The organism is Rhizobium sp. CIAT894 (assembly GCF_000172795.2).
GTDB lineage: Bacteria > Pseudomonadota > Alphaproteobacteria > Rhizobiales > Rhizobiaceae > Rhizobium.
The window spans coordinates 289,763-303,324 of record NZ_CP020947.1 but is presented as its reverse complement, the minus strand read 5'-3'; the positions used below and the strand labels follow the sequence as shown (position 1 = coordinate 303,324).

Below are 13,562 nucleotides of genomic sequence, written 5' to 3'. Positions count from 1 at the left end.
GTAGCACTTTGAATCTGCGCATAATCCTTTCCGAAAATCGATCCGCTTTTCGGGGTTATGCGCTAGACCGCTTCCCAGCCGTCCTTTTCGCTGGCGCGGTAGATCGCGTCGATCACCTTCTGGTTCAGCTTCGAATTTTCGAGCGTGACGATCTCTTCCTTGCCGTCCTTCACCGCCCGGGCGAAGGCTTCGGCCTCACGCCGGTATTGCCGGCTGTCCTGAAAGCGGAAGATGCGCGATTCATTGTGGCTGCGGTCGGCGAGCTCGATCTCCTCCGGCCCCCAGCGATTGGCGTTAAACGGCGACTTGACCTCGATATAGCCGTCGGTGCCGTGGAAGACCATGACCTGACGGTTGGCCATCTGCGTCGAGATATAGAAGCTCAGCTCGAAATCGCCGAAATCGGCCTTGACGCTCGAATAGATATCCGTGCCGAAATCCGCATCGCGCTCGGTGATCGCCTGGATCCGCAGCGGCTCCTTGCCGGTGGAAAAACGGGTGCTCATGACGGGATAGACGCCGATATCGGGAAGGCCGCCGCCACCAAGTTCGGGAATGTTGCGCATGTTGGCGGCGTCGCGGTTGAAATAGGTGAAGGCGCCCTGCACATGCCGGAGCGAACCGATCGCACCCTTCTCGATCAGCGCGCGCACCTTCTGCCAGACCGGCGAATAGGTGATCATATAGGCTTCGCTGACCACCACGCGGTTGCGGTCGCGGGCAGCGATCACATCGTCGATATCGCCTGATTTCAACGCAATCGGCTTTTCGCAGAGCACGTGCTTGCCGGCATCCGCTGCTTTGATCGACCATTCGATATGCTGGGAAGTCGGCAGTGGGATATAGACGGCGTCGATGACGTCGGAGGCCAGCATCTCCTCGTAGGAACCAAAGGCATGCGGCACCGAGAAGCGGTCGGCCATCTCCCTTGCCCGCGTGAGATCCCGGCTGGCAATCGCCGTGACGACGCAGTTTTCCGCATCCTGGATTGCCGGAACGACATTGTCGCGGCCGATCTTCGCCGTTGAAAGGATACCGAAGCGCAACATGATCAATCTCCCAAAGCTGATGTCCACGAACCTTATTCAGGCCCTAGCTGCGGCGCAATGGCGCGACCGGAAATCACGGAAGTTTGGTTTCCCTGATGCCGGGATCGCGCTAGGTTGGTTCAGGCGGTGTCCTGCCGTATCAGTAATTTCGAAACATTTCAGTCATTTTGGAGAGCGCCATGGAAATGCGCCGGCTTGGAAAAACAGGTCTTTCGATTTCGCCGATCGTCTTCGGCGGCAATGTCTTCGGCTGGACGGCCGACGAGAAAACATCTTTGGCCATTCTCGACGCCTTCTTTGACGCAGGGCTCAACACCATCGATACGGCGGATGTCTATTCCGCATGGGTTCCCGGCAACAAGGGCGGCGATTCCGAGGAGATCATCGGGCGCTGGCTGAAGCAATCGAATATCTCTCGCGACAAGGCCGTCATCGTCACCAAGGTCGGCTCGGACATGGGACAGGGAAAGACGCTCAAGGAAAGCTATATCCTGAAGGCTGTCGAGGATTCGCTCAGCCGGCTGCAGACCGACTATATCGACCTCTATCTCTCGCATTGGCCGGATGCCGATACGCCGCACGAAGAAACGCTCGGCGCCTATGCCAAGCTGAAGCAGCAGGGCAAGATCCGCGCCATCGGCTGCTCGAATTATGATGCGGCGCTGCTGCAGGCCTCGTTCGACGCTGCCGAAAAGGCCGGGCTGCCGCGGTACGACGTGCTGCAGCCGGAATATAATCTCTACGAGCGCGCGAGCTTCGAGGGGCCGCTCGCCGAGCTCTGCGTCAGCCAGGATATCGGCGTCATCACCTATTTCAGCCTCGCCGCCGGTTTCCTCACCGGCAAATACCGCAGCAAGAACGATACGCAGGGCCGCGCCCGCGAACGCCGCGTTTCGCAATATCTCGACGACAAGGGGCTGCGTATTCTGGCCGTGCTCGACAAGATCTCAGCCGAAACCGGCGCCAAGCCCGCGGAAATTTCGCTCGCCTGGCTGTTGCGCAAGAAGGGCGTGACGGCGCCGATCGCCAGCGCCACCAGCCTTTCGCAGCTTGAAAGCCTGGTGAAATCGGCGACACTTGCGCTTTCCGATGAGGCGATGGCGCTGCTCGACGAAGCCGGCGCCTGAAAGGAACATCCATGACCGCGACGATCCGCGATGCCCACCCCGGGGACGAAGCGCGCTGGCGCGAACTCTGGGCTGATTATCTCGCCTTTTACGCGGTCACGATCGATGCCGATATCAGCGATCTGACATGGCGCCGGGTTTTCGATCCGGCGTCGGCGATCGCCATGCGCGTCGCCGAGGTCGACGGCAGGATCATGGGCTTTGCGCTCTATCTCACCCATGAGGGCACGTGGATCCGCAACAAGGACTGCTATCTCGAAGACCTGTTCGTCGATCCCGATGCTCGGGGAAAAGGCGTCGGGCGGGCTCTGATCGACGATCTCGTCGCGCTCGGCAAGGCGAAGGGGTGGTCGCGGCTCTACTGGCATACGAGCGAGCAGAATAAAACGGCACGGGCGCTCTACGACAGCTATGTCGAGAGCGACGGCCATATCCGCTACCGCATCACGCTCTGAGCGTCGGAAATCCCTTATACCATTCGGAATGATCGCCTTCCCAGTTCGCCATGCCCGGCTTGGTCAGTGTGCCGCGCGGGCTGATATAACTCTGGATCACCCGCCTCGGCCGCTCGTGCCACTGGATATTGAAGGCCCATAGCTTCGGGAAGAAGCAGAGCGAGGCATAGGGCAGATGGTCGTGGATCCACCAGGCGAGCCGCTGCCAGTCGCTTTCGTCGCTGTAGCGGTCGAGCATCCACGGCACGGCGATGCAGACTGCCGCGCCCATGCAGCCGTCGAAGTCCCGCATATCCCAGATGTGATGCGCCGCGGTGGCGGCATTGGTCGAACAATTCAGCTTGTTTTCGTTGCCGAACCGGTTGACGGCAGGCGCGCGGTAGCCGGAGCGGATGTGCAGACGGCCGAAGGTCGCTTCCAGCGGTTCGAGCAATTCCCGGCAAAGCCTCCTGCCCGCCTCGATCGCCAGGTCGGGATCCTCGGGGATATTGGGAATGCGATAGAAATCGGCGATTTCGGAATGCAGGAAATCGCGAAAGAAGAAGTTTTGCGACAGCCGCACGCGGCCGAGATCCTCCAAACCTTTCATCGAATTCGGCTTTCGCATTTTCTCTCTTCCTCCCACATCGACGGCTGGAAACATCGCCCGGAGCAGATTTCCAGTCCACCCGAAATCGATCGGGAACAATTTGGGCAAAGTTCGCTTCTTAAGGTGTCGCCGCATTCGCGGCCTTTCCCAAAACAAGGATCGAGAACATGGCCAAGGAAAAGACGCTGGAAGATCTATTCTACGACACGCTGAAGGATATTTATTTCGCCGAACGGCAGATCCTGCGCGCCCTGCCGAAAATGGCACGCGCAGCGCAATCCTCCGAACTGAAGGCGGGTTTCCAGAAGCACCTTGAGGAAACCGAAGGCCAGGTCGAGCGCCTGCAGCAGATTTTCGACAAGATCGGCAAACGTGCCCAGGGCAAGACCTGCGAGGCGATCCAGGGCATTATCGCTGAGGGCGAGGAAATCATGGAGGAATTCAAGGGCACGCCGGCGCTGGATGCCGGGCTGATCTCGGCCGCCCAGGCCGTCGAGCACTATGAAATCGCCCGCTACGGCACGCTGAAGACCTGGGCCGCGACGCTCGGCCACAAGGATGTCGTCGGCCTTCTCGATCAGACACTGCAACAGGAAACGGCCACCGACAAGACCCTTTCCCAGCTTGCCGCCACGGCGGCAAACCAGAAGGCGAAGGCTGCCTGACGGCTTGCGAACGGGCGGCGGCCCTACCGGCCGCCCGTATCCTTCTCCACATGCCTGAAGAAATCGATGAACGCGCGCAGCGCCGGCCGCATCTGCCGGCGGCTGGGATAATAGAGAAACGGCCCGGAATAGGGCGCGCACCAATCTTCCAGCACCCGCACCAGCCTGCCGCCCGCCAGTTCGGCATGCACCCGCATATCGAAAAGATAGGCAAGGCCGGCGCCATTCAGTGCCGCCAGCAGAGCCAGCCTGTCTTCGCTGACAACAAGCGGCCCGTCGACCGCAACGACCAGTTCCTGCCCGTCCTTTTCGAATTCCCAGCGATAGATCGAGCCATTGGTGAAGCGCCGCTTGATGCAGCGGTGATGGACGAGATCGCGCGGATGTTCGGGTTTCGGATAGCGCTCGAAATATTCGGGCGACGCGGCGATCACGGTCGTCAGATCGGGAGAGAATCTCACCGCGACCATATCGGCCTCCAGGCTCTCCTCCAGCCTTAAACCGGCGTCGAAACCTTCCTTGACGATATCGGTGAAACCATCCTCATTGGCGATCTCCAGGGTGATATCGGGATAGAGATTGAGAAAGTCGCCGAGGCGCGGGGCGAGCAGGAGATCGGAGGCAAAGCGCGGCGCTGTGATGCGCAGGTTTCCCGCCGGTTTGCTGCGGGTATCGCGGACGGCCTCGAGCGCAATATCGATCTCCTCCAGCGCCGGACGCAGCCGTTCGAGCAGCAGGCGGCCCTCCTCCGTCGGCGCGACGCTGCGGGTCGTGCGCGCCAGAAGCCTGACGCCCAGGCTTTCCTCCAGGCTGGAGATCGCATGGCTGATGGCCGAGGGCGCGACGAGAAGTTCCTTGGCCGCGGCGCGGAAGCTGCGATGCTCCGAGACAGCGGCGAGAACGGCGAGTTGTGAGAGCTGGGTTCTGTTCATTGATCGAAATGATAGAACAGCCCGTTAGAAACTGCATGTATTTTCTGATCGATACCGCAGCGATATGGTTTGTCCGTACCGCAACGCCCCTCTTCGAGCATGATGTTATCCGATAACCGCCAACACGTTTCGGCATCCTGCTCCAGCGGTTCAAAATCAGCTCAGAAAAGGAGCCCATGATGAAAACCCGGAAACTCGGAAACGATCTCACCGTCTCTGCCGTCGGCCTCGGCTGCATGGGCATGAGCTTTGCCTATGGTGCCAGCGACGAAGCGGAATCGGTGAGGACGCTGCACCGCGCCATCGATCTCGGCGTCACCTTCTTCGACACCGCAGAAGTTTACGGCCCCTTCACCAACGAGGTTCTTCTCGGAAAGGCACTGAAACCGTTCCGCGACCGCGTGGTGATCGCCACCAAATTCGGCTTCAAGATCGATACCAGCCAGTCGGGTGCTGCCGCCATCGCCGGGGTCGACAGCCGTCCCGAGCATGTGCGGGAGGTCACCGAGGCCTCGCTGAAGCGGCTCGGCATCGAGACCATCGACCTGCTCTACCAGCATCGGGTCGATCCCAATGTGCCGATCGAAGAGACGGTCGGCGTCATGGCCGAGCTGGTCGGGGAAGGCAAAGTCCGCGCGCTCGGCCTCTCGGAGGCCGGCAGCACCACCATCCGCCGCGCCCACGCCGTCCATCCCATCGCAGCGCTGCAGAGCGAATATTCGCTCTGGACGCGCGATCCCGAGGAGGATGTGCTTGCGACCTGCCGCGAACTCGGCATCGGCTTCGTGCCCTAAAGTCCGCTCGGCCGCGGTTTCCTCACCGGAGCGATCCGCAAACCGGAGGATCTCGCCGCCGACGATTTCCGCCGGCAGGTGCCGCGTTTCCAGGCGGAAAATTTCGACGCCAACGCCGCTCTCGTCGCCACGCTCGAAGAGCTTGCCGCCGAAAAGGGCGTGACGGCGGCGCAGCTGGCGCTGGCCTGGGTATTGGGCCAGGGTGACGACATCGTGCCGATCCCCGGCGCGCGCAAGCTTCACCATCTCGAACAGAACGCCGCTGCGGCCGATATCACGCTCAGTGCGGCGGAACTCGAGCAGCTCGGCCGGATAATCCCCATCGCCGAGGTGGCAGGCAAGCGCTATTCCGACTCCTTGCTTTCCATGACCAATCTCTGAGCCTGACGAAACAAACAGCGAAAGCCCGGCCTGATGCAAGGGCCGGGCTTGCCTTCGCGGCAGGCGAAACTATCTAACGTCATCTCGGAAAACGGGATGGAACCATGTCGGACAGGCAGGCAGTCGAACAGACGGTTCACCTCTATGTCGAAGGCATGGCCTTCGCCAATGAGGCAGCCTTGAAAAAGGCCTTTCACCCGAAAAGCTCGATCATCGGCCATTACCAGAATGCGGTGGAATGGCTGACGCGCGACGAATTCATCGCCGCTATTCTGGCGGAGGAGCCGGCACCGCCCGGCACGCAGCCCTTCATGGACATCCAGAGCGTCGATGTCGAAGGCGATGCCGCCAGCGTCAAGGTCACCGACGATTTCGCCGGAATGCGCTTTACCGACTATCTCTCACTGCTGAAGATCGACGGCCGCTGGACGATCGTCAGCAAGCTCTACCATCTGCATCTGTGAAAAGACCGGCCGCTTTCGCGACCGGTCCATGGTTTTGCGGGAAGACGGGCAGAGCTCAGCTTCTGAGAACGCCACCGGTGAATTTCGTCACGCTGGCGACGATCTTCTGGGTCAGCGCTTCGAAATCCTCATCTGTCAGCGTCCGCTCGACCGGCTGGATCTGAACCTCGATCGCCACCGACTTCTTACCCTCGCCAACCGATGCGCCCTCGAAAATGTCGAAGACGTTGACGCCGGTCACCAGCTTGCGGTCGGCGCCGGTGGCAGCCTTGACGATGGCGCCGGATTCCACCGTCTTGTCGACGACGAAGGCGAAATCGCGCCGCACGACCTGGAAAGGTGACAGCTCGAGCGCCGGCTTGGTCCGGGTCGCCTTCTTCTTCGGCTCGGCCATGGCATCGAGATAGACTTCGAAGCCGCAGAGCGCACCGGAGACATCGAGCGCCTCCAGCGTCAGCGGATGGAATTCGCCGAAATAGCCGAGCACCACCTTCGGCCCCATCTTGATCGTGCCGGAGCGGCCGGGATGATACCATTCCGGGCCACCCTGCTCGATCTGGATATTGCCCATCGGCAGGCCGCAGGCTTCGATGACAGCCAGCGCATCGGCCTTGGCGTCGAAGACGTCGACCGGCTTGCCGCCGCCCTTGGCGGCGTTCGACCAGGCGCGACCGGCGCCAGCCAGCGAGGCCGTGCCGCGGCGGATGCCGCCGGCAACACGACGCTGACCTTCCGGCCTGTCGTTCTCATAGGTGCCGGAAACCTCGAAGATGGCGACGTCGGCATAACCCTTGTCGGCATTGCGCTGGGCCGCGCTCAGCAGGCCCGGGAGCAGCGAGGGGCGCATATCCGACATCTCGGCGGCGATCGGATTGGCAAGCTTCAAGGCCGGCGAACCGCCGCCGAAGAGCTTTGCCTGATCTTCCGGAATGAAGGACCAGGTGACGGCTTCGAGCATGCCGCGCGACGCAAGCGCCCGTTTGGCGATGCGGGTGCGGATCTGCAGCGTCGTCAGGATCCTGCCGTTGACGGCGGCATGGCTTTCGAGCGGCGCCGGCTTGATGTTATCGACGCCGTGGATACGCATGACCTCCTCGACGAGATCGGCCTTGCCGTCGACATCGGGACGCCAGGAGGGAACGGCGACGGAAACCCGTTCGCCGGAACCGGAAACCTTGAAGCCGAGACGCCTCAGGATCGTATCGCTTTCCTCATTCGAGACATCGAGGCCGGTCAGGCGCTTGACCTCGGAATAGGGGAAATCGACGATCTTCGGCTGATAACCCTTATAGCCGACGACCTCGGCCCTGGCAGCCGTACCACCGCAGAGTTCCAGCACCAGTTCCGTGGTGCGTTCGAGACCGGGGACCATATATTCGGGATCGACGCCGCGTTCGAAGCGGTAGCGGGCATCGGTGATGATACCGAGGCTGCGGCCCGACTTGGCGATGTTCATCGGATCCCAGAGAGCCGATTCGATCAGCACGTCGACGGTGTTTTCATCGCAGCCGGAATGTTCGCCGCCCATGATGCCGCCGATCGATTCGATGCCGTCTTCATCCGAGATGACGACGTTGTTCGGGCCGAGCTTGTATTCGCGCTGGTCGAGCGCCAGCACGGTCTCGCCTTCGGCGGCGCGGCGGACGGTGAGATTGCCCTTGACCTTGGCGGCGTCGAAGACGTGCATCGGCCGGCCCTGATCGAAGGTCATGTAGTTGGTGATATCGACGAGCGCGTTGATCGGACGCAGGCCGATGGCGGTGAGCCGCTGCTGCATCCAGCGCGGGCTCGGGCCGTTTTTGACGCCGCGCACGAGACGCAGCGAAAAGCCCGGGCAGAGCCTGGAATCGTCGAGATCGAGCGTCAGCTTCACCGGCGTCTCGCCTTCGGTAGCGAAGGACGGCGCCGGCCGGGTCTTCAGCGTGCCGAGGCCGGAGGCCGAGAGATCGCGGGCGATGCCGTGGATCGAGGTGCAGTCCGGCCGGTTCGGCGTCAGATTGATCTCGATGACCGGGTCATCAAGGTGGGCATAAGTCGCATAGCTCGTGCCGACCGGCGCATCTTCCGGCAGATCGATGATGCCGTCGTGGCTGTCGGATACCTGCAGCTCCTTTTCGGAGCACATCATGCCGCGGCTTTCGACGCCGCGGATATTGCCGACGGCAAGCGTCACGTCGATGCCGGGAACATAGGTTCCGGGTGCTGCAAAGGCACCGACGAGGCCAGCGCGCGCATTCGGCGCACCGCAGACGACCTGCACCGGTGCACCGGCACCGGTATCGACCATCAGCACCTTCAGGCGGTCGGCCTGGGGATGTTTTTCCGCCGAGAGAATTTTGGCGATGACGAAGGGCTTGAATGCCGCCTTGTCGTCGACATCCTCGACCTCCAGCCCGATCTGGGTGAGGCGCGTGCAGATTTCATCGAGCGTTGCATCGGTTTCCAGATGCTCTTTCAGCCAGGAGAGCGTGAATTTCATCGTCTCAATTCTCCGTTCAAACGCTGAGGCCGCCGAACAATGTCGGCATGTCGAGCGGGCGGAAGCCGTAATGCGTCATCCAGCGGACGTCGGCGTTGAAGAAGTCGCGCAGGTCGGGCATGCCGTATTTCAGCATGGCGATGCGGTCGAGGCCCATGCCCCAGGCAAAACCCTGATATTCGTCCGGATCGAGCCCGCCATAACGCAGCACGTTCGGGTGGACCATGCCGCAGCCGAGGATCTCCATCCAGTCGCTGCCTTCGCCGAACTTGACGATCGGGCCAGAGCGGTCGCACTGGATATCGACCTCGAAAGAAGGCTCGGTGAAGGGGAAGAAGGACGGGCGGAAGCGCATCGTCACACTGTCGACCTCGAAGAAGGTCTTGCAGAACTCCTCGAGCACCCAGCGGATATTGGCGACATTGGCCTTCTTGTCGATGACCAGGCCTTCGACCTGGTGGAACATCGGCGAATGCGTGGCGTCCGAATCCTGGCGATAGGTCTTGCCGGGGATGATGATGCGGATCGGCGGCTTCTGCGTCTCCATGGTCCGGATCTGTACCGGCGAGGTATGGGTGCGCAGCACCTTGCGCTCGCCATTCTCATCAGGATTGAAGAAGAAGGTGTCGTGCATCTCGCGGGCCGGATGGCCTTCGGGGAAATTCAGCGCGGTGAAATTGTAATAATCCGTCTCGACGTCGGGACCTTCGGCGATCGAGAAGCCCATGTCGGCGAAGATCGCAGTGATCTCGTCGACGATCTGGCTGATCGGGTGGATACGGCCGCGCTCGGCGGGTGAAGAACGCACCGGCAAGCTGACGTCGACAGTCTCGGCCTTCAGCCGGGCATTGATCGCCTCTTGGCGGAGCGTCGTCTTGCGGGCGGCCAGCGCCTCGGTCACGGCATTCTTCAAAACGTTGATCGCGGCGCCCTTGGTCTGGCGTTCTTCCGGCGTCATGGCGCCGAGCGTCTTCAACAGCTCGGAGACGGAGCCCTTCTTGCCGAGGGCGGAAACGCGCACGGCTTCCAGGGCCGCCTCGTCGTTGGCGGCGGCGATTTCGGCGCGCAGCGATGCGTTGAGCTGGTCGATATCTGACATTGTCACTTCTTTCCGTCCAGTATCAGGCGGGCGATCGGGAGGCAGGAGGCGCCGGCCGGCGCAAGGAATATAAAGAAAGAAAAACCCGCGCTAGCCCAAACCAGCGCGGGTTTCCCAAAATCATAAATTCAAAGCTTGGGAAGCGCTGGTTACTTGACCGCGCCTTCAAACTCGTTCGCCGTACCGGCTTCCTTGAGATACTCAAGAGCCTTCTTGGCAGCGTTGACCAGCGCGCCGAATGCTTCCGGCTCGTGGATCGCCATGTCGGAGAGAACCTTGCGGTCGACTTCGATGCCAGCCTTGTTCAGGCCGTCGATGAAGCGGCCGTAGGTCAGGCCGAATTCGCGGACAGCAGCGTTGATGCGCTGGATCCAGAGCGCACGGAAGTTGCGCTTGTTGACCTTGCGGTCGCGGTAGGCGTACTGCTTCGAACGATCGACGGCAGCCTTTGCGGTACGGATGGTGTTCTTGCGACGGCCGTAAAAGCCCTTGGCGGCCTTCAGAACCTTCTTGTGCTTGGCATGGGCAGCGACGCCCCTTTTTACACGTGCCATATCATGATCTCCTTAAATCTAGCGTTCGCGGACGAGTCTCAGAGACCGTTCGGCAGGTAATTCTTGATAACCTTGCGGCCATCCGGTTCTGCGAGAACCATGGTGCCACGTGCATCGCGAATGAACTTGTTGGTACGCTTGATCATGCCATGGCGCTTGCCGGCAGCGGCAGCCTTGACCTTGCCGGTTGCGGTGATCTTGAACCGCTTCTTGGCAGAGGACTTCGTCTTCATCTTGGGCATTTTGCTACTCCTTCTGTTCTCCCTGCGTGCTTTATCAAAAAAGCCCTCTCGCGAAGTCCGGTTCTCCGGCCGTCGCAACAAGGTGCGGGAGCGTTTGTTGTTGATCTGCGGCTTCAGTGACGAACTGTTCCGCAAGCATTCGAAACTGCCACGGCATGCCCTGCCGGTCAGTTCGGACGCGCGCTTATAACCGCAGCGTCCTGAAAGTGCAACGGGGCCGCGGAGGAATCTTCAGCCACCGCGAAAGCGCAATGCCTGAAAGCACAAAAGCCGCCCTTGCGGACGGCCTTGGGGCGAAAAAGTGCCTGGCGCTTACTTCGGCGCCAGCACCATCATCATCTGGCGGCCTTCGAGCTTGGGTTCGGCTTCGACCTTGGCGAATTCGGTCGTATCGGCCTTGACCTGCTGCAGAAGCCTCATGCCGAGTTCCTGGTGGGCCATTTCACGGCCGCGGAACTTCAGCGTCACCTTGACCTTGTCGCCTTCGTCGAAGAAGCGACCCATCGCCTTCATCTTCACCTCATAATCATGGGTGTCGATATTAGGGCGCATCTTGATTTCTTTGACTTCGACGATCTTCTGCTTCTTGCGCGCCTCGGCAGCCTTCTTCTGGTTGGCATATTTCAGCTTGCCCAGATCGAGGATCTTGCACACCGGCGGTTCGACATTGGGGGAAATTTCGACGAGATCGAGGCCGGCTTCCTCAGCCATTCTCAGGGCCTGGTCGGTAGGCACGACACCCATATTCTCGCCGTCAGCCCCGATCAGCTGAACCCTGGGAATGCGGATTTCACGGTTCGAGCGCGGTCCGTCCTTCACGGGCGCGTCGGTTTTAAAAGGTCTGCGAATGGTCGTATTCTCCTCGCGTTGTTTTCGGAATGTTGCAGCCTCGCGCTCCCGATCAGGGTGCACAAACGTGTCGCGTCATTGCTGCAACGGAGTCAATATCATCCTTTAGCGGAAAAATCACCCGCTGTCAGCCTGCCAAGAATCTGTTTTATAGGCCAAAACAACAGGAGTTTCGCCGATGTCCGATCAGATGCCGAATGCCCAGCCGCAGTTGCTGACGGTCGGCGAAGGTGAGGCGGCGCGTGATATCGCTATCATCGTCCGCCCGGCGCAAGCCGGCAGCGAGGCACCGGCACTCGTGTGGTTATCCGGCTATCGCTCCGATATGAGCGGCACCAAGGCCGTGGAACTCGATGGCCTGGCGGCGGAGCTCGGGCTCGCCTGCATCCGCCTCGACTATTCCGGTCACGGACTCTCCGGCGGCAGCTTCCGCGACGGCACGATCTCGCGCTGGCTGGAGGAGTCGCTGGCCGTCATCCGCCATGTCGCCCCCGACCGGGTGATCCTCGTCGGCTCCTCGATGGGTGGCTGGATCGCGCTCAGGCTGGCGCAGGAACTTGCCCGGCAGGGCGGCCCTAAGCTCGTCGGCATGGTGCTCATCGCACCGGCACCGGATTTCACCTCCGAGCTGATCGAACCGAACCTCAAGGCCAGGGAGCGCAAGTCGCTTGCCGAGCGCGGCTATTTCGAAGAGCGTTCGCAATACAGCCCGGAACCGAACATCTATACCAGGGCGCTGATCGAGGACGGCCGCCAAAACCGGGTGCTCGACGGCATCATCGAAACGGGCTGCCCGGTGCATATCCTCCAGGGCATGAAAGACGCCGACGTGCCGTATGCGCATGCGATGAAACTGGTCGAGCATCTTCCCGCCGACGACGTGGTGCTGACCTTCATCCGCGACGGCGACCACCGCCTTTCCCGACCCGGCGATATTGCGCTTCTCCTCGGCGCCGTCAAAGGCATCATCCGTTCGGCAGCGGATATGAAGATGCCCGCCTGAATAGCAACGGCGGATAAATCCTCCCTGAAGCAAGTCCCCGATCCGTGGCATTTTAACCATACCGGCGAGTCGCAAGGTGCTCCCAAGAAGTAACGATTGACTCTTCTCGGCCCTCTCCATTAACACTTTGTTAATAATTAAGGGGCGATGCGAGGAAGAGCGGGCGTGCGGATCAAGGGTATCTTCGTGGCCATGATGGCCGTGTTTGCGATGGCGACAGCCGCCGTACCGGCCCCAAGCAGAAATGCTTCTATGGTCACAGGCAATGCCACTTCGCAGCCGATCGGCCACTACGATTTCTGTCAGATTCACCGCAGTGAATGCGGTCCGAACCGGAATTCCGGCCCGGTCGAGATGACCCCGGCAAAATGGTCGCTGGTGCGTTCGGTCAACGCCACCGTCAACCGCACCATCACGCCGATGACCGACAAGGAAATCTACGGCAAGGATGAGGTCTGGGCCTATCCGACCACTGCCGGTGACTGCGAGGATTTCGCGCTGTTGAAGCGCCGCATGCTGATCCAGCGCGGATTTTCGGCAGCCGACCTGCTGATGACCGTCGTGCGCAAGCCCGACGGCGAAGGCCATGCCGTCCTGACGCTGCGCACCGCCGAGGGCGATTTCGTGCTCGACAACCTCGCTTCCGACGTCAAGCCGTGGTTCGGCACGCCCTATTCGTTCGTCAAGCGCCAGTCGAGCTACAATGCCGGCCGCTGGGTCACCATCGAGAACGGCCGCGACGTTCTGGTCGGCGCGCTGCGGTAAGAATTTCCGGGGGGAATGTGGGAAAAGGCCGGCGAAAGCCGGCCTTTGCTTTTGGGGGATGCAGATGCGCTCTTTCCAGTCTCGATGAGGGCTGACCGCAGTGCCGCACCCTCGT

General features: G+C 61.1%; 14 protein-coding genes and 1 pseudogene. 7 read left to right on the top strand and 8 right to left on the bottom strand.

Annotation, left to right across the window (positions count from 1 at the left end; all coding sequences use genetic code 11):
- Nucleotides 1-62 precede the first annotated feature (62 nt).
- A complete protein-coding gene (locus RHEC894_RS01490) occupies nucleotides 63-1,049 on the bottom strand; it encodes a Gfo/Idh/MocA family oxidoreductase (protein WP_085735723.1) in 987 nt (328 codons plus the stop codon).
- Nucleotides 1,050-1,228: 179 nt separating this feature from the next.
- On the opposite strand from RHEC894_RS01490, the gene RHEC894_RS01485 reads away from it, so the two are divergent.
- Both RHEC894_RS01485 and RHEC894_RS01480 read left to right on the top strand, forming a co-directional pair.
- Nucleotides 1,229-2,176 carry an aldo/keto reductase gene (locus tag RHEC894_RS01485; RefSeq protein ID WP_085735721.1) on the top strand — a complete coding sequence of 316 codons (948 nt, stop codon included), beginning with the start codon at nucleotides 1,229-1,231 and terminating at the stop codon, nucleotides 2,174-2,176.
- An 11-nt stretch (nucleotides 2,177-2,187) separates the two neighbouring features.
- The gene (locus tag RHEC894_RS01480) at nucleotides 2,188-2,631 is read left to right on the top strand and encodes a GNAT family N-acetyltransferase (protein WP_085735719.1); all 444 of its coding nucleotides are present in this window, start codon (nucleotides 2,188-2,190) and stop codon (nucleotides 2,629-2,631) included.
- On the opposite strand, the gene RHEC894_RS01475 is transcribed toward RHEC894_RS01480, so the two are convergent.
- Nucleotides 2,621-3,274, bottom strand: a complete 654-nt coding sequence (locus tag RHEC894_RS01475) for a hypothetical protein (protein ID WP_206427912.1) — start codon at nucleotides 3,272-3,274, stop codon at nucleotides 2,621-2,623. The genes RHEC894_RS01480 and RHEC894_RS01475 overlap by 11 nt on opposite strands.
- Before the next feature lie 113 nt (nucleotides 3,275-3,387).
- On the opposite strand from RHEC894_RS01475, the gene RHEC894_RS01470 reads away from it, so the two are divergent.
- Nucleotides 3,388-3,885: a ferritin-like domain-containing protein gene (locus tag RHEC894_RS01470; RefSeq protein WP_085735715.1), complete on the top strand. Its 498-nt coding sequence runs from the start codon at nucleotides 3,388-3,390 to the stop codon at nucleotides 3,883-3,885.
- A gap of 23 nt (nucleotides 3,886-3,908) precedes the next feature.
- Here RHEC894_RS01470 and RHEC894_RS01465 read toward each other — a convergent pair whose 3' ends face one another.
- A complete protein-coding gene (locus tag RHEC894_RS01465; protein ID WP_085735713.1) occupies nucleotides 3,909-4,817 on the bottom strand; it encodes a LysR family transcriptional regulator in 909 nt (302 codons plus the stop codon).
- Between the two features lie 179 nt (nucleotides 4,818-4,996).
- On the opposite strand from RHEC894_RS01465, the pseudogene RHEC894_RS01460 reads away from it, so the two are divergent.
- Nucleotides 4,997-5,992, top strand: a pseudogene (locus tag RHEC894_RS01460) (aldo/keto reductase).
- Between the two features lie 104 nt (nucleotides 5,993-6,096).
- Nucleotides 6,097-6,456, top strand: a complete 360-nt coding sequence (locus tag RHEC894_RS01455) for a nuclear transport factor 2 family protein (protein WP_085735711.1) — start codon at nucleotides 6,097-6,099, stop codon at nucleotides 6,454-6,456.
- A 55-nt stretch (nucleotides 6,457-6,511) separates the two neighbouring features.
- Here the strand turns inward: RHEC894_RS01455 and pheT are convergent, their stop codons facing one another.
- The 5 genes from pheT to infC form a co-directional block, all read right to left on the bottom strand.
- Nucleotides 6,512-8,935, bottom strand: coding sequence for a phenylalanine--tRNA ligase subunit beta (gene pheT, locus RHEC894_RS01450; RefSeq protein ID WP_085735709.1), 2,424 nt, complete (start codon nucleotides 8,933-8,935; stop codon nucleotides 6,512-6,514).
- A gap of 16 nt (nucleotides 8,936-8,951) precedes the next feature.
- Nucleotides 8,952-10,034 (bottom strand): phenylalanine--tRNA ligase subunit alpha, encoded by a 1,083-nt coding sequence (gene pheS, locus RHEC894_RS01445; RefSeq protein WP_085735707.1) that lies wholly within the window; start codon nucleotides 10,032-10,034, stop codon nucleotides 8,952-8,954.
- A gap of 149 nt (nucleotides 10,035-10,183) precedes the next feature.
- On the bottom strand, nucleotides 10,184-10,588 hold the full coding sequence (gene rplT / locus RHEC894_RS01440; protein ID WP_010067047.1) for a 50S ribosomal protein L20: 405 nt from the start codon (nucleotides 10,586-10,588) through the stop codon (nucleotides 10,184-10,186).
- A 38-nt stretch (nucleotides 10,589-10,626) separates the two neighbouring features.
- Complete coding sequence (rpmI, locus tag RHEC894_RS01435; RefSeq protein WP_003570998.1) at nucleotides 10,627-10,830, bottom strand: 50S ribosomal protein L35; 204 nt, start codon at nucleotides 10,828-10,830, stop codon at nucleotides 10,627-10,629.
- Nucleotides 10,831-11,142: 312 nt separating this feature from the next.
- Complete coding sequence (gene infC, locus RHEC894_RS01430) at nucleotides 11,143-11,679, bottom strand: translation initiation factor IF-3 (protein ID WP_085738814.1); 537 nt, start codon at nucleotides 11,677-11,679, stop codon at nucleotides 11,143-11,145.
- Nucleotides 11,680-11,857: 178 nt separating this feature from the next.
- On the opposite strand from infC, the gene RHEC894_RS01425 reads away from it, so the two are divergent.
- Nucleotides 11,858-12,682, top strand: a complete 825-nt coding sequence (locus RHEC894_RS01425; protein ID WP_085735706.1) for an alpha/beta hydrolase — start codon at nucleotides 11,858-11,860, stop codon at nucleotides 12,680-12,682.
- 165 nt (nucleotides 12,683-12,847) lie between these two features.
- Nucleotides 12,848-13,447, top strand: a complete 600-nt coding sequence (locus RHEC894_RS01420) for a transglutaminase-like cysteine peptidase (RefSeq protein ID WP_085735704.1) — start codon at nucleotides 12,848-12,850, stop codon at nucleotides 13,445-13,447.
- Nucleotides 13,448-13,562: the final 115 nt, after the last annotated feature.